The organism is Amylibacter marinus (assembly GCF_030160015.1).
Classification (GTDB): domain Bacteria; phylum Pseudomonadota; class Alphaproteobacteria; order Rhodobacterales; family Rhodobacteraceae; genus Amylibacter; species Amylibacter marinus.
Window position 1 is genome coordinate 135,555 of sequence record NZ_BSNN01000004.1, and the last position, 16,206, is coordinate 151,760.

Here is a 16,206-nt window from a genome sequence, read left to right on the forward strand (position 1 = left end):
TTCTATGCTTCCTGACTTTCGGTGGCTGGCTCTGATTCTTGGTCAGGTTTTTTGGATTTCTTACGTCCGGCCCATACGGCAACAGCGGCGGCTGCACCCAAGGCGGCGGCGGCGGCCCAATGGCTGTGGCCTGCCAGATCGCCCCAATGCCCCACATGCGCATAGCTAGGTGCGGCTGATAAACATAGAAAAATTCCGAAAAAACGCATAGACCTTCCCCTTATACAATACAAATGGAAAGGCATTCGCCCTGCTGACGATGTTGGCAAAGTCCCCTATTGGGTCGACCACTGCACAACGCACCTTTCCGGCCCAATTGGACTCGTCATCTGGGGGTTATAGGCCTTGGAAAATCTTGGTGCAACCATTTCCCGCCGCCCAGTTTCCAGAAACCGACATTTCAGAAATCCTAATCAATCAATTCCCGAGCTTTGAACAATTAGTATCTGGGGCCCTGGGCGCTGGCCCCAAGGCCTGATTTCTCTCCATAATGTTGAACCATCGCGGCCAGATCCTCTAGAGGGACATCGCCGCTTACGCATCCGCGCGCATTGGGCAAGAGCTGAAAAATGGAGCCATCAGAAAAAAAGCTGCCAGAGGTGACAGCGATAATGGCGATATTGGGATTTCGGAATGCTGCAACATCAGTGACGGCCAATATATTGGGATCAGAGCTGGTGATATTTATAACCAAGACATCAAATGCCGTTTCGCCCAGCATGGAAATTGCATCCTCTTGGCGTGGCACAAGATCGGCGTTCACGCCCTGACGGATCAGAAACCTTTGCCAGATCTCTCCGCGTCGGAGGTTGTTCTCAACGATAAGAACCCGCATTTTGTTCATCCTCTCACCCCCCAGTCGCATTTCCCCTAAAATACTATTAAAAAAGATTGTTAATAAAAAACTAATTTTCAAGTGCTTCCAAAACTATTTGCCCTTTGAGGTAATTTTCTGCATGAAGTTTCTAACCACTTTGGAGCGAAGAATGAGCTGTGTAATTACCGTATGCGAAACCTGTAGAACCGCTAACTGGGACGAAACCACCGATGAAAAACGATCCGGCGAGGTCTTGGCCGAATTGGTCGAACAACAGGCCGACGCGATGGAAGGCGTAGAGGTTCGGCGGCACAAATGCCTAATGGGGTGCGATTTCGCCTGTAATATTTCCCTGCAAGCGCCAGAAAAACTACACTATGTTCTTGGTAAGTTTGAGGCAAACGAGACCGATGCGCAGGGCATCGTTGAATTCGCACAGCTATACAACACCAGTGAAACAGGCCAAGTGCCCTATCGCGACTGGCCCGAAGAAATAAAGGGGCATTTCCGCGCGCGTTTACCCCATTTGGGCGATAGCTGATGTCTAAGGTTCGAGATCATGGTGGCGGTCTCGATGGCGCAATTGCGGCATATGGCGGTGATCGAGACAGTTGGATCGATCTATCAACGGGCATCAATCCCCTGCCCTATCCAATACCGGACATTCCGGCCCGTTACTGGACAGATTTGCCTGACGCAGATGCTCAGAACCGGCTCATCGACGCGGCGAGACGGTTTTGGCAGGTTCCTGATGGAGTGGGCATCTTACCCACCGCAGGTGTTTCACAGTTAATTGCCGCACTGCCACGCGTGATGCCTGCGGGCGCTGTGCGTATTGATGCCCCCACCTATAACGAACACGCAGCCGCCTTTCGCCATGCGGGGTGGCGTAGTGATCCCAACGCAAATGCACGGGTCATTGTGCACCCAAACAATCCCGATGGGGTGATGCACACTCCCAGCCTTGATGAAGTTAACGCGCATGATCTGTTCATCATTGACGAGAGCTTTTGCGATACCTGCCCAGAACATACACTGATGTCATATGCGGCGCACGAAGGGGTGATTGTTCTAAAAGGGTTGGGAAAGTTTTGGGGATTGGCTGGCCTGCGCCTAGGATTTGCTATGGCCCATCCAGCAATGATCGAACAGCTGTCAGAAATGATTGGGCCATGGGCTGTATCAGGGCCAGCGCAATTGGTAGGGGCAAGTGCCCTATCCGACCTTGTCTGGGCCAAACAAACGCGCAAGCGGCTAGCGCAGGATGCGCCGCGGCTGGATCAAATGATGATAGACGCCGGGAATTCCGTGATTGGGGGTACAAACCTGTTCCGCCTGTACCAAACACCCGACGCCACCAGAACAAACAGGTATTTAGCGCAAAATCGTATATGGTCTCGTTGTTTTCCCTATAGTAAGACTTGGGTACGTCTGGGAATTCCTGGCCAAGATCAAGACTGGCAACGCCTGAGCAACGCATTGGATATATCATGACAAGTTTGCAGATCCTCCTTTTTGCTATGATACTGGATTATTTCATTGGTGATCCAGATTCCATCTGGCGCCGCTATCCCCACCCTGCGGTGATTTTTGGCAAGGCTGTCTCGATCCTAGAACAGCGATTGAACCGCGGGAACTTTCTGATTGCAAAAGGGATCTTTTCCATTTCCGCCTTGGCCATCTTAGGCGGTATTGCTGGGTATATCCTCCATGTGTTACCAGATTTCGGTATTATAGAACTGATCTTAACCGCAGTATTGCTTGCGCATAATTCACTAATAAAACATGTGCGCGCCGTAGGAGAGGCCCTGAGCCAAGACATCGTTTCCGGCCGTCGCGCGGTGGCACGCATTGTTGGGCGCGATACGGAAAACCTAGACGAGAGCGGAGTCGCACGTGCAGCGGTTGAAAGCGCCGCTGAGAATTTTTCCGATGCGGTCGTGGCACCCATCTTTTGGTTCTTGGTTTTGGGACTACCGGGCCTCTTCATCTATAAAATCGTGAACACCGCCGACAGCATGATCGGGCATCGCACCGAACAATATGAAAAATTCGGCTTTGGTGCGGCCAAGCTTGATGACCTGTTGAATTGGATTCCCGCGCGGCTATGCGGAGCATTGTTTTGTGTCATTTACAGATCACGCGAAAGCTTTGATATCATGGTAACCGACGCCCCTCTACATGCGTCGCCCAATGCTGGCTGGTCAGAGGCCGCCATGGCGGCCATTTTGGATGTAGCATTATCGGGGCCGCGCACCTATTTTGGCGGGCAGGTTCTAGAAAATGCCTATCTAAATCCGCAGGGACGTAAAGAAATGGTCACCGCAGATATTTCCACCGCGCTGGGGGTGCTACAGCGCGCATGGCTTGCATTGGTCTCTTTCGTTGCCCTGCTCGTCTTTCTCGTTTGGCTGCTTTAAAGCTTGCGAATAGCGCCCGTAACGGCGGCAGCCCCCAACGCCGTTACAACCCAGCCAGAAATTTTAACAAACCAGCGTAGCCACCATGCATGCCACCCCCAAGGAGAGCGAGAGGTAGAGGGCGCCCATGCGTCTTCTTGCCCGAAATTCACAATCGGAATCAACAAATCCGCCGCATAAGCCATGGCGTTAAACGTTTCATAATCTTGCCCAGCGCCACCGATACGTGACCAGTAAAGCGCAGGATTATCAGAATGGCTTTGGGTGGCCGAAATCCAATCTGCGGAAATCAGTATTGGGGCCGAATTTGGCGCCATATCCCCCGAAATCCAAACTTTGTGAAAAAACATGGCAAAAAGCGCCACTAATATCCCACCCCACAGCACTGCCCTTACTGGGCGGTACCCATACCCAATCAGCCCCCGCAACAGACCATCCGATAGCACCATCAATGGCAAACGCCAGCGGCTATGTCCCGAGGCGCGCAACACCGCCCTATCCTCAGCTCGTTGCAATTTCTCTTTGCGCATTAAAACATCATTGGCATCATTTCGATGCCCTAGCTTGTTCAAAATACTGGCCAAATGCTCGAAGGGCTGGGCAGAAAAGCCGATATGTTGCGGCCTGCGTTCCAACCACTCTAGCCGATCAGCAAGTGCTGTGCTGCTTTGAGTTGACAGACCATCGTATTCAAACCCATCCAAGCGCAATGGATACCTGATGGTTTCACCAACCGGTTCATCATTTAGCCGACGCGCCACAGCGTTTGATAGATTCACCATTCCCTGAGAAATTTGGTTATCCCGTATATACAAAACCCCACCAATCGATCCGCGACTCAGGGAAATAGCTGTTGGGGCATTTTGTCGATGTCTGTCATTCACCATTTTCTGCGTATTTATGCTTGGCGCGGCAGAAAGGGCGCAATTACAACAATAGAAATCTCTAGAAACGCTGATTGATGACATTTCGATCGTGCCATCTACAGTCAGTTCCGAGCTTTTATCATCGAACGGATAGTCGCCTAGATAAACCGATCCGCCCACCCTTAGTGAGGTAGCAAATATACCAAACCCGCTATCGCTGGCAATTTTCGCACCACAAATTTGTAGATCACCGCTAATTTGCGCGTTTGGCATCGCAATCTCGTCACTGGATCTGAAATCAGCACGCAAATATACCGAGCCCTCAAACACGCAGTTGTCGGCATGCATGCCCGGCAAATGAGTCCCCGTAAAGAACACCCCCCGCATGCGCGCATTTACAAACGATGGAGCCTCGTCAAACCAACATCTGCCGAAAGATAGATCGACGGGACAGTCTGCCCCCTGTAGATCAAGCGTTCCAGTGATGCGCGCACCACGCAACAGTATTCCCTTTGAGTGTAACTTGGAGCTCTGATCACCACCGGATATCAAATGACGAATAAAATCGGCACGTACCGAAACATCTGCGTCGCCATCAGATGGCATTCCCGCCTCTGAAACGGTAACGCGACTCCCTATTCGGGCACCATCAAGCAACATTTGCTCGGCTCTAGAAAGTGGAGAAAAATCTTTTAGACTATGCATAACTGGTTTTTGACACGCCCAAGCCTACAGTGCAAGCAGGGGCAGCAGTCATTAGATTTCCAGTGTGATAGAATCAGTGCGATGCGCCCAAAGATTTTTCAGCGTTGTCCCAAACGTGTGCAGTGCATTCTCGGATTTGATTGATATCAGCGCTTCCGATCTTTCCCCCAAGCCATTCAGAGAATGATCCCCGAGAAGTAAGTCTCTCTTGTTCAAATCTTCTCGCTTCAAGCGAATACTTACCACCCGCTTATTATCAGAGACCTTCAAAACCTTTTCAACTGTTGCGGGCACCCAGACGGGCTTAGGAAGGCCTCCGGAGAGTTGCACCTGCACAGGTTGACCCTCGGCAATAGAGGGAAACTGTGCCAATGTTATACGGCTGGTCACTTCGAAATCGGTAGTCAAAGGGGCGATCTCTAGTACATAGGCCCCTGCTGCAACTTTACGACCAGATTCTTTGATGCGCATGCGCTGGACACGCCCAGATATCGACGCATAGATAAACTTGTCACGCAGAATATCCTCCATTCTAGTAAGTTCCGCTTGGGCAAGAACCATTTGGTCTGAAATCTCAGCTAACTCTGTGATGATCGCCTGCTGACGATCCATCTCAGATTGCTTCTGCTCAGCGATCAAATTCGCATAGTTCTGTTTAGCCTGCGTGGATTTTATCGAATTCTCTAGCACCTTTCTTAGCCCTGCCATCTCTTCGAATTCCTCGCGCAGGTCTGGAGAATTTTCCAAGGCACCCAACTTTTCACGCATCAAAGCATCTGTTTGGGTCAGACGAGAGAAGAGCGCTGCGACATCTTGTGCCGATTTAAGTTTCGATTGATCCAATGCTCTGGCCAGTTTGCGTTTCTCGAGCAAACTTTGGCAATCCGAAAGACCACGTTGCATTTCACTTACCTGTTGCAACCGCCCCATCACCGTTTTTAGCGACTGGTTCAAAACAAGAGTATCTTGCCCAATTTGCAATGCTCTTAAACATTGGGTTCGTAGCAGGTGTTTCGCCACTGTTTGACGAGCAGATCGTAATTCCTCCGCAACATCTTTGGTCTGCAAGGAAGCAAGTATTTGTCCTTCGCGGACAACTTCGCCTTCGGTTACAAGCACATCGTGAATAATGCCACCCCGCTTGTGCTGAACTGGGGTAGATTGTTCAATGGCCTGTAACACCCCTGGAACACGCAGCGTATGAGTAACCTGAATCGCTTGTAATGAGAGATACATTGCGGCAATTGAAACGAGCGCGGCAATAGAACCGATCCCCAACATAAAAACCGCAAAAATATGACGCTTTGCGATCGTTTTGAACCCCCTTGCCGATGCCACCTGCGGGCTGGCTTTTGGCTTGGCGACCTGGCTTTTTTCAACCACTTCTTTGGAGGAGCGTTTCAATTTAGCCCCCTGCAAGAAGTTTTTCATCAGAAGTAGATCGATCCTCGCTAAAGCGGACAGCACATTGGCGGTACCCCTCGCGCAGGGTTTGTTCGAAACCATCACTCTGAGATATTACACGATTGAAATCAGGATTGTTTTTTGCATCCATCTGCTCGGCCCCCAAAACGTCACCACGATCATGCATCGTGATAAACACTTCATGAGGCCCTAGGCGCACATCAAACAGAATTTCATCGTTGTTGCCCATCACTTGGTCACGCGGGGTAAAAAACAACATATCCTGAGCCGTCTGTTTGACGCGCTGCTTAAGTTCCTCGTCCATTCCTTGCGGGAACTGAGCTTCGAGCCAAAGAGTTAGGCGGAAGGCTTCTCGCTTGGTGGGCATAAACGATACCCTGACCCATCGTTGATGGTGGCGTTGCAGAACCTCTTCCATCGGGCCACGATCGGTTACCTCACCACGTTCTAATTTCACCAGTTCGTCGGCAACAGACATCAGATACTCATCGTCTGTAGCCAGAACAACAATTTTTCCCTCTGTTTTTGCCCGTAGAATCAACGCCATTAGAGCAGAGCGAGAAGCCTTATCGAGATAGGTTTCTGGCTGATCTAACACCAAGATATCGCTGTCCATCCAGAATGCGCGGGCGAGCGAAGTAATTTGCCCCTGAGCTGCATAATTTTGATCAATACTGTCGTTCAAAAAGTCTTTCTCTCTGAAAACATCTTCAAACGGATCAAGCTTGCGCAGTAACTCAATCGCGGGCAAGGGTGTTGCTGTTGGGTCAAAGCAGGTTACATTTTCTACGACTGTACCCTCTAGGGCAATTGGTGGAATCGCCGAGTAACTAAGCGAATTCATCCGGCCATGATTGCGCCCCCAATTGCGATCTTTGTAGGTGATCTTTCCTTCACTAAATTGCCCAGTCGCAATGGCCCGTAGAATTTCCGATTTTCCCGATCCAGAGGGCCCAATCAACGCAAGGCATAGACCCTGAAATAGATCAGCAGAAAATGGTGCAAAGCCTTTGTCCTCGAGATCAACAATCGATAGCAAGGCCATGGCGTTTTCGTCCGTCTTCGATTTGCTATCGAGGGCCTGCCCGTTTTCGATAAGGGACATGAAAGACAGATCAGGCTTAGCCGGTTTCAATGCTTGAACTTGGTAGAAGCGAACAAATACCGCTGTAATGTATTGATTTAGGAATACCACAGCCAGCATAGTCCCAAGCGTGATAGCACCTGATATCTGTAACCATGCTGCAACTGCAATCGTTGCGATCGCAGAAGAAAATTGGATAAAGTTCAACCACGTCGTTTGAGCCACAGATTGAAAATCAGGTTGCTCCTTTGACGCTATTTTTCCTTCGGCCGCTTGTTGCAGGTATGCTGGGCCTAGCCCCGCGGCATCTGCGATAATGGGATCCGCATCCTGACCTTTGATCGTGCCATGGGTATTGGCCTGATGTGGCTTACGCAATCTCCAAACCAGATACAGTGTCGCCGCAACGCTAAAAACAATCAACGAGATCAAGGGATGTAAGAACGCAAGTATCACGCCCCAGAACAAGGCAAAGCAACTGTCCTGATAGAGAACCAATCCACGTACATTTGTCAAATAGGTTTCTAACGCACGCATTCTAAGCAGATCGATCAAGCAAACCGAGACCGCCGTCCCAACACCCAATGCCGCCAGCGACCAAAGAGATGCCGCAGATTCAGACGGGATAAGCCGATCAACAATCAAAAGAGCTATTCCTGGGATACCCAGCGCCAATAAGCTGGAAAAGAAGCCCAGAGCTCCGCTGATTGCACGCACCCAGACAGGAGGCGCATCAGTTGCTTTGCGCATAAATTGTTCATTCTCTTGAAGATACTTTTCCCAAGACCGACGCCAATCTGGTACCGACAAAAGGCCACTTATTGACGGAGCTGCTTCTGATTTATTGTTCATTGTGCTCTCTCAAGTTTCTGTCCTTGCTCAACTCGCCTTTTTGACGCGCGCGTTCGACTACTGCGCATTTTTCTGGCTCTCTGACTTCAAGACTTCGTTGATATAATCCGACAGGGTTACGAACTCTGGCTCTTCATCGGGTATTGGTTTCACGGTCGTTTCGACAGCTACTGGCTCTGCAATAGGTTGCACATCCGCTGTTCCCCCTTGAAGCTCCTGAAGCAGTTGTGACACCAAATCCGTTTGCGGGTCGGTTTTAGCGCTAGGCAGACTGCTATCCACTGACACCACATTATCCGAGGGCGTTACCTCAGGGCGACCAAGCCTTTCCAGCAGGAGTTTTTCTAGCGGGCTCATTTCAACTTCTGCAACAGGTTGCGGAAGCGCCGTCGGTGTCACCGCCATCGACGGTAGCGTATTTTTAGAAGGCGCTAACCCACCCGAATTTTGCGCAGTTCGCGTCATCATCCAACGCAGACTGCTCAGCTCAGTTTGATACTCGTGTCGCAGATCCTGCAACGCTGTTTCTAAAACGTATATACGTTTTTGCATCTCTAAAACCTCGTGCGTAGAAACCGCAGACATCGGTTGCGCTGCTTGCGAAAACTGTCCGCCACTGCCAAGAGCCTGCGCGTTTGATACTGTATTCTCAGGGATCGGAACCAACTTATCTGCCGCGCTAAACCCGCTGGGGATTGGTAGGCTGCGCCCCTGCGCCTGCTCAGCAAAGCTTTGCCCAAAGTCATCTGTGGTCTGCTCTGCTATTGCACCTGACTGGGCAGTCGCTAGATCCGCAGCGTTATTTTGGCTTTGCAAATTCGCCAACTGAGTTTGCAGGGCCAAAATCTGCTCTTGAACGGGGTCAATGGCAGATGCGTTCAAACCGCTTGCGCTAGGCACTGGTAATCCTGTATTTTGAGCGAACGCTCCTTGCGCCTGAATGGGGTTTTGCACTTGGAATCCATTAATATTAGATGTAGCAGCAAAACTTGGCTGTTGAAAAGCGGCTCCCTGTACACCAAACTGTGGGTTCTGCCCGTAGGGAATTTGCTGGAATTGAGCATTTACCTGTTGTTGTCCAGCATTTGTTTGCTGAGAAAATGTCGTTACTGCCTGTTGCGGACCGGTATTCGGACTGTTCCACAAATCAGGTTGTGTTAACCCACCAGCAGTTTGCTGCAACCCTTGGGCGGGAACCGGCCACCCCCGTGGGAAAACCCGCGAGTTCTGCCCCTGTGCGACCCAACGTAGATATGTAACGACCGCTGAAAACCCAGAAAGAGAAATCGTTTGAACCGTTTCGACCTGTCGCTTTACAATCAAATCTGCACTGCTGGCAAGCAGAGTTTCCAATCTTGCGTCCAGAGGCTCAAGGATCGTCGGCGGAACGGGCAATTCACTCTTACGATCCGTTAGGAAGAAACTGTCCTCTGGGGTAATCCCTGGAAGGCGGATTTGAATTTGCCCCGCAGATGTAAGACCTATTTCGATACTTTCCTTTTTTGCCAAACAGGCGGTCGAACTTTCAGCACAAATCACCTCGAACACATCCTCATCTAATCTCGGACTAGAGCTAAACCTTGCATAGCCGTCCGGATCAAAACGAAAATATACTTTATCGACAAATCCTTCTTGAAATGTTGGCCAGCCAAATGAGCCGCGGATAGCCTGCTCTGCCTCTCTAGCGCCGATAGCAAACAGAACGGATGTATCCAAAATTTGGGTGGTATTGCTGATCCCCTGCTGCTGCGCCGATTGCCCAGAAACCGTATTGGGTAATGCCACGATCGGAAGGATAAGCACCATCAAAGCTTTCGTTAAGTTCTTCATTGTGTTTCCTCTAATTGTGCAGGGTGTCTATAGGCAGGTAACCAGTCTGCTTCTTGTGGCGGGTCGGGTAGATTTTTGCGAATCCGGATATCTCGATCGCGATACCGAGTGTACCAAACCTCTGAGCCGCCATTCCCAGGGGTTAGAATCTTACCTTGAACCTTGTGAAGCAAAGACGCCAAAAGAATGCCGTTGTTGTTTGCAGTTTGGATCTCAATATGTCCGTTACCACCCTCATATAGCCCTTCGTAGAATCCACGCTCAGGGTCGAACAATTCGATCACAGCATCATATAGAATATCCGTATAGTAACTCTCCCATAGAGACCAAAGGCCGAAGGCCGCCTTTGTAGCGATTGCAGCATGATCAGGAGAATAATCTCCACGCGGGGTTACGGTATTCCAAGGATACCCGTCAGAGAAAATGGTGTCATAGGTGAAATAGGGAGGGCCCTTCACATTGTGTTCTGAGCGAGCGGTCATGAACCCTTCGCGCTCAAAACGGTTATGTTGTACCTGATAAATTCGATCTGCAAATTCTGCGCGCCAGCCATCCGAATGCAGGTGATCTGAGGTCACATCATCATGCGGCATATCCCAATCTAGCTCTAATCCATCTAAGAGATAACTTTCTGTTACTACATAATTTTGCGAGTGAAAAACTCGCGGATCGCGCCCATCATATGGAACCCGCACGTCAAAGATGTTCGTCGTAAGAAATGGTTCGGCGCGATGTGCAAAATACGGCTTAAATCCCCAAAGCGCAAACCCCTTGGCCGCATACTCTTCATATCCCAAACGTCCCTCTTGGGTATAAATTGTTTCTTTGGTTTCCTTATCGACCGCGGCTCCCCACATGATGCCTTCTTCGTCGACAACGTGCGTGTAATCCCATTTCAGCAACATATTATCGATTGTGTTCGCCAAATAAGGATAGCGATTGCGGCAGATGCGCATCCAAACCATAAATCGGCCAATATCTAGGGCAGAGAACCCAATTTCACCTGGTTTATTTGTATAGTCTACCTGAGCGCCGGTTTTCGTATGATACACCTTGTTTGGCATTTCATTCCGGAACAACTTCAATCCCTTAATAGTAGTCAAAAGCTGGATCAAGCGTTTGTCGAATTCAGGTTTCTCAATTAGGCACAGCTCATAGGCCGCGACCAAACCGCTAACATATGATGCTGTATCCCAGAGTGTTGTGGAGGGGTAGCTACCCACAGAATTAGCCAATCCTGTTGTTTCTTGAGTGAACTTCTCGAAGTAGCCCCAAGCAACTTTGGCTGCCAGCATTTCACGCTCATTTAACATACCGCGTCGCGCTTTGTAGCGGCGCACAAACCCATTTGTTTCCGTATAACCAGGTTGAAAATCCGGCTCGTTTTCAGCAAGTTTTTCGAAGTAATCCTCTGGCATGTCACACATGCGTGGCGGCTTTACCGTTGCTTTGGCTCCAGTCTGAGTGCTTAGCGTTTGCGCAGGCAAAGAGCCCTTTAGCAGGTTTGGTAATTCGTGTTCTGCCGCATTCTTAAGATTTACCTGCGATGCAGCACTTTTATCTGCCTGAAACTCTGTACCGTCTGGCAGGTCAGACGATGAAACCAAAGAATATTCAGGGTTGTTCCGCAAGAACTCAGATGCAATCCCATCGGTTTCCGCGCGACGTAGCGCAGCGGCATGCGCCAATTCCTGCTGTTGGCGAAGCTCTGCAGAATTGTGTGAAATTGTTTCACTAACCTTACTGCCAAGCGTTACAAGAACAGCGCCAGCCACACCCAAGAAGCAAATAACAAAGGCTCCGATTGCAATTTTTTCAATGTGCTGGGTCATGAATTCTCACTTTTATCTACGTGCCTTGATTGTGAAGTCTTTAGAAATTTACTAACATTCGGAACGTAAAGAATGCTCTAATTAGATAAATACTTCTCTTGAAACTTATCGATAATTTGAATCAATTCTAATGATTGCTGTCGGCATTACTATTAACGGCAATGGACAACTGAAGACTGTTTTTCCCATCTGTATAACTGTAATAAATATCCTTGGTCAGAGCCTGAATCATCATCCATCCGAAACCACCTTCAGGCAGATCCTCTAGATCCAAAGTCAATGGATCCAATGGTTTCTTTTGAGGCACCCCAGGGAATTGATCACCCGAATCCTTGATGAAAATTTCTATTGATGCTTCGGTTTGCTGAAGCTCAAGTGCGATATCCTTGTCTGGTTGATACTTGTAGGCGTGCTCAACAACATTGTTGAGCGCCTCAGCCAAGACGATTTCACAGTTTTGGACTGCATCCTCGTCTGGCACAGTTTTCCGAAGCCAAACAGCGGCCTCGGCAACGGTAGATGTAATGCGGCTCTGCTCACTTTTGAATTCAGAGCGGAAAACAGGTGGGGAAATACGAAAATTCACGTGGATTAACCTGCCATATCTTGATCGCTGGCCAGCGCGCTAGCGGCATCCACCGCGATACTAAACACGCTGTCCATTCTCGTAAGTTTAAACACTTTATCTACGGTTGGCGTGAGACCACAAATTTCAAATGTTTTGTCGGCCCCCATATATTTCATATGTGCAACCACTGCACCTAGGCCAGACGAATCCATGAAATCGACCTGAGACATATCCAAGATCATATGCTCGGTTCCATCGTCGACCAATTCTTTCAATGCGGATTTAAATCGCACCGCAAGTGCGGCGTCCAAACGCGACTCCTGCAATGTCACCAACAGCTTTCCATCGTGGTTTGTCGTTTCAAAGTTCATTTCTCACTCCTTCAAGAGTTTACTTCTGTTTAAAAATTCGGGACGCTTGAACGCTGGCAAACGACCAAGTCCAACGGTCCAAGCCAACGAGCGCGTTTTGCCCAACATCCAGACAAACACCGCAGCACCAAGGATCGCTCCCCCAGTTTTAAGAGCAACAAATAAAGAGGGGCTTAATTTCTGATGCCAAAGTGCTATTTCCAACAGGTCAAGGAAAATGGGATGCACAAGATAGATACCAAAACTATAGGGCGCCATTGTCGAAATCACGGGCGGCCAGTTCGCATTCATCGCGGCCATGCATATCCCAAATAGCGCCACAGGCATCAAAAAATCCGCCCAATAAGCGGGGGTAAAATTATATTGCCAGTTCCCGTGCAAAATAACGCGATGTGAATAAACCAGTTTCACCGTAAACAGCAGCAAAGCTAGATAAATCGAGGCCCAGAACAGCTGCCGCAAGGCCTGCTCAGAGGGTCTAGATTTTAAAAAGCCATAAAAACTGGCAGCGACTATTCCGTATCCCGCATAGGTGAACAGCTTAACCCCGCGCACCAGATATTCGAACCCCATCATATCTTTTAGGGTGCTCCAAATCCAGACATCCACCTCTCGCTTACAAAACAAACAAACCAAAATAATTGCACCTAACGCAGGCCGATCAACCGCTACTCGATATAAGGGAAAAAACAAAACCAGCCCAAATAGTGTAGGCAGGAAATGCATGTGATACTGTACATTGCCTAGTAAAAAGTAGCTGGCCCAGCTACTGGGCTGGCTAAGCTCATGCCAAATCACGCCATCATAGGAAAAATGGCCCGCCTTGATGAGCCGGTAAAACGCGAAAAACACCACCCAAAAGGCAAATGGCACCAACAATCTGCGCGCCTGTTCCTTGATCGTTGCGCCATAGCCGCGCTCGCGATTATCAAGCGACATAACCAACAGGAACAAAGAAATAATCAAAAACAGCTCTGTGCGTGCGGTATAGATCACAGCGCGAAACAGAACCGGGCCAACACGCTCTGCGATCTCAAATTCAGGAAATGGCTGACCTGCAGTGTCAGAACTGGCATGCAAGCCAACCATCGAAACGCCCGCCATAAGCCGAAGACAATCCAGCCAAACCATTCTGGACGGTGCGTGTTTCATTTTGTTCATGTAGACCTCCGACTTTTGTCTGTGGTCGCACAAAATTCCTACCAAAACCTTTTTCTCTAAAATTTTTCACACCCTGCAAGTGTAAACACATCGTTAGACACTCTGGGGTAACTCTAACAGGGCAACGAAACCAAAGGATGTATCATGTATCGCCCAAGTATTATTTTTACGGCTATGGTGCTGGGTGCCACGCCATCCATGGCGCAGGTCCAAACCGAGCTGCCCATTGATGCCAGCAACTGCGCCATCGCCAAGGTGTTAAATCTTGCCCCCCCGAAGGGGTGCCTGACCGTTCCATTGGGGCAAACTAAGGGAATCGTCATTCGGTTAAATGGCAAATTGAAAAATAACGCCACCGCCCAAACCACCGAAACCATCATTGTAAAACCCCCATCAAAACAACCCAAAGTAGCGGTTCAAAAAGGTAGCGTAGACCATGTAGACCATAAGGCCGCCAAATCAGAGAACGGGTATTTCATTCATTTCGCCCTGAATTCCTTTGATCTGGAACCTGAATACAAAGAGCATCTAACCAGATTATCAACGGTGCTCAGCTCCAGTGCGCTGGGCAGTGCCTGTTTGCGAATCACCGGACATACTGACAGCTCTGGTGCACCCGAATACAATAAAAAACTCTCGCAAAAACGTGCGGTGATGGTGGCAACCTACCTTGCCGAGACGGGCAAAGTGGATCCTAAGCGTATACAAATCTCGGCCGCAGGAGAGGATGCGTTACTACCTGACATTCCACCAAGTGATGCACGCAATCGCCGTGTAGAATTTTTAACCAAGGACGCCACTGATGGATGCACCTAACCCTCTGATTTGGCTTAGGGCCCTTTTCCTGACGCTGACCTTAGCGGTATCTACCACTGCGGGGCTGGCCCAAGAGGCACGCCTTGCGTTGGTGATTGGCAACGCCCAATACCAATCTCTACCCCAATTAAAGAACCCGCAGTATGATGCGGAAACTATCTCTGAAACCTTGGCCAGTTTGGGGTTCACGGTCTTGCTGGCGACAAACGTCAATCAAAAAGAATTGAAAACTGCCCTACGCGCATTTGAATTGCGCAGCCAGAAATCTGATGTCACCGCGGTGTATTTTTCTGGCCACGGCGCAGCGATCAATGGGCAGAACGTTCTGTTTGGTGTTGATTTCAATCCCGCAGAAATAGCGTCAGATAACACGCTAACCAGTGTAAAAGATATTCAAGCGGCCCAATCAACAAATAGCAAAATCAATATGATCTTCTTCGATGCCTGTAGAGAGCCGATTACAATTGAATCCGCAAATCGCAGCATACGATTTGATCCCTTGGCGCCCAGAATTCCACCAATTGGCACAATAATCTCATTTGCATCCACAACTGGTGCAGCCGCCTTTGATGGGACAGGGGGGCATAGCCTTTTCACTGGTGCGCTGTTGGACAACCTGCGCACCGAAAACACAGACATCGAGGTTGTTTTGCGCGCTGTCCGGCGTGATGTGATTGTAAATTCAGATGGCACCCAGATTCCTCAAACGGCATCCGGGCTCGTATCAAATTTCTACATTAATCCCACCGAAGATGCCTACCTGAATGATGCGATCAACACTGGTGCTATACAAAGCTCGCTTCAGCAATCAGGGTTCAGAAGAAAACCGATTCTATCGGAAATATCGCATGGCTTTCAGGCACCGGTAGATGTACCGAAATCTCAGAAAATACGCGCTGAATTAATAGCCGAAATCTGCGAACGCCTGGCTGATCCTCTTCCGGCGGCCTGTCTGAAGGATGGACAACCTTAAAATGCACCCCGTAATCCGCGCTTTTCCGCTCATTTTTCTGTTTACACCTCGTTTTCCCCTAAACCCTCTTAAAAACAAGGGGTTTACGGCATTTTTTGCTTGGCCTTCCTGTGTTTTATCTACAATATCTGCTCATTAACGCCTATTTCCGTAATAGATTTAGAGTTCAACATAAAAGGAAGAGCAGCAATGACACAAAAACCTATGACAAAAACTCAACTTGTTTCAGCCCTTGCAGATGCATGTGGTTCAGACAAAGCAACCGCAAACCAAACTCTAGAAGCTTTGGCTGGTATTGTATCCAAAGAGGTAGCCGCCGGTGGCGCAGTAACTCTACCAGGTCTTGGAAAATTCCAATGCCGCGCACGCCCAGAGCGTATGGTTCGCAACCCTGCAACAGGTGAGCAGATTCAAAAACCAGCAGATCGCGTTGCTAAAGTAACAATTGCAAAAGCGTTGAAAGACGTAATCAATACCTAATCGGTA

General features: G+C 49.2%; 16 protein-coding genes. 6 read left to right on the forward strand and 10 right to left on the reverse strand.

From position 1 onward, the window contains the following. Positions 1-2: 2 nt before the first annotated feature. Complete coding sequence (locus tag QQL62_RS07880; protein ID WP_284377515.1) at positions 3-209, reverse strand: DUF6732 family protein; 207 nt, start codon at positions 207-209, stop codon at positions 3-5. A 230-nt stretch (positions 210-439) separates the two neighbouring features. Next, the gene (locus tag QQL62_RS07885) at positions 440-835 is read right to left on the reverse strand and encodes a response regulator transcription factor (protein WP_284377518.1); all 396 of its coding nucleotides are present in this window, start codon (positions 833-835) and stop codon (positions 440-442) included. 151 nt (positions 836-986) lie between these two features. On the opposite strand from QQL62_RS07885, the gene QQL62_RS07890 reads away from it, so the two are divergent. Genes QQL62_RS07890 through cbiB form a run of 3 tightly spaced genes read left to right on the forward strand, consistent with a single transcriptional unit; the run spans position 987 to position 3,237 of the window. Beyond that, complete coding sequence (locus tag QQL62_RS07890) at positions 987-1,358, forward strand: DUF1636 family protein (protein ID WP_284377520.1); 372 nt, start codon at positions 987-989, stop codon at positions 1,356-1,358. After that, positions 1,358-2,311, forward strand: coding sequence for a threonine-phosphate decarboxylase (locus QQL62_RS07895; RefSeq protein ID WP_284377522.1), 954 nt, complete (start codon positions 1,358-1,360; stop codon positions 2,309-2,311). Before QQL62_RS07890 ends, QQL62_RS07895 begins: the two co-directional genes overlap by 1 nt. Continuing rightward, a complete protein-coding gene (cbiB, locus tag QQL62_RS07900; protein ID WP_284377525.1) occupies positions 2,308-3,237 on the forward strand; it encodes an adenosylcobinamide-phosphate synthase CbiB in 930 nt (309 codons plus the stop codon). Before QQL62_RS07895 ends, cbiB begins: the two co-directional genes overlap by 4 nt. Here cbiB and QQL62_RS07905 read toward each other — a convergent pair. The 8 genes from QQL62_RS07905 to QQL62_RS07940 all read right to left on the reverse strand — a co-directional run bounded on the left by QQL62_RS07905 (position 3,234) and on the right by QQL62_RS07940 (position 13,931). Next, positions 3,234-4,709, reverse strand: a complete 1,476-nt coding sequence (locus QQL62_RS07905; RefSeq protein WP_284377527.1) for a pentapeptide repeat-containing protein — start codon at positions 4,707-4,709, stop codon at positions 3,234-3,236. The genes cbiB and QQL62_RS07905 overlap by 4 nt on opposite strands. Before the next feature lie 150 nt (positions 4,710-4,859). After that, positions 4,860-6,212 (reverse strand): HlyD family secretion protein, encoded by a 1,353-nt coding sequence (locus QQL62_RS07910; RefSeq protein WP_284377529.1) that lies wholly within the window; start codon positions 6,210-6,212, stop codon positions 4,860-4,862. 1 nt (position 6,213) lies between these two features. After that, positions 6,214-8,067 (reverse strand): ATP-binding cassette domain-containing protein, encoded by a 1,854-nt coding sequence (locus tag QQL62_RS07915; RefSeq protein ID WP_284377531.1) that lies wholly within the window; start codon positions 8,065-8,067, stop codon positions 6,214-6,216. 159 nt (positions 8,068-8,226) lie between these two features. Then, positions 8,227-9,999, reverse strand: a complete 1,773-nt coding sequence (locus QQL62_RS07920; RefSeq protein WP_284377533.1) for a hypothetical protein — start codon at positions 9,997-9,999, stop codon at positions 8,227-8,229. After that, positions 9,996-11,831 carry a DUF3131 domain-containing protein gene (locus tag QQL62_RS07925; RefSeq protein ID WP_284377537.1) on the reverse strand — a complete coding sequence of 612 codons (1,836 nt, stop codon included), beginning with the start codon at positions 11,829-11,831 and terminating at the stop codon, positions 9,996-9,998. The genes QQL62_RS07920 and QQL62_RS07925 overlap by 4 nt, the downstream gene beginning before the upstream one ends. Before the next feature lie 127 nt (positions 11,832-11,958). Then, complete coding sequence (locus QQL62_RS07930) at positions 11,959-12,417, reverse strand: ATP-binding protein (RefSeq protein WP_284377539.1); 459 nt, start codon at positions 12,415-12,417, stop codon at positions 11,959-11,961. Between the two features lie 5 nt (positions 12,418-12,422). Continuing rightward, positions 12,423-12,770 carry an STAS domain-containing protein gene (locus tag QQL62_RS07935; RefSeq protein ID WP_284377540.1) on the reverse strand — a complete coding sequence of 116 codons (348 nt, stop codon included), beginning with the start codon at positions 12,768-12,770 and terminating at the stop codon, positions 12,423-12,425. Positions 12,771-12,773: 3 nt separating this feature from the next. Beyond that, positions 12,774-13,931, reverse strand: a complete 1,158-nt coding sequence (locus tag QQL62_RS07940; RefSeq protein WP_284377542.1) for an acyltransferase family protein — start codon at positions 13,929-13,931, stop codon at positions 12,774-12,776. A gap of 144 nt (positions 13,932-14,075) precedes the next feature. On the opposite strand from QQL62_RS07940, the gene QQL62_RS07945 reads away from it, so the two are divergent. The 3 genes from QQL62_RS07945 (at position 14,076) to QQL62_RS07955 (ending at position 16,200) form a co-directional block, all read left to right on the forward strand. Then, entirely contained in the window at positions 14,076-14,747 is a 672-nt protein-coding gene (locus tag QQL62_RS07945; protein ID WP_284377544.1) for an OmpA family protein, read from the forward strand. After that, on the forward strand, positions 14,734-15,720 hold the full coding sequence (locus QQL62_RS07950) for a caspase family protein (protein ID WP_284377546.1): 987 nt from the start codon (positions 14,734-14,736) through the stop codon (positions 15,718-15,720). The genes QQL62_RS07945 and QQL62_RS07950 overlap by 14 nt, the downstream gene beginning before the upstream one ends. Before the next feature lie 189 nt (positions 15,721-15,909). After that, positions 15,910-16,200, forward strand: a complete 291-nt coding sequence (locus QQL62_RS07955; protein ID WP_284378701.1) for an HU family DNA-binding protein — start codon at positions 15,910-15,912, stop codon at positions 16,198-16,200. Positions 16,201-16,206: the final 6 nt, after the last annotated feature.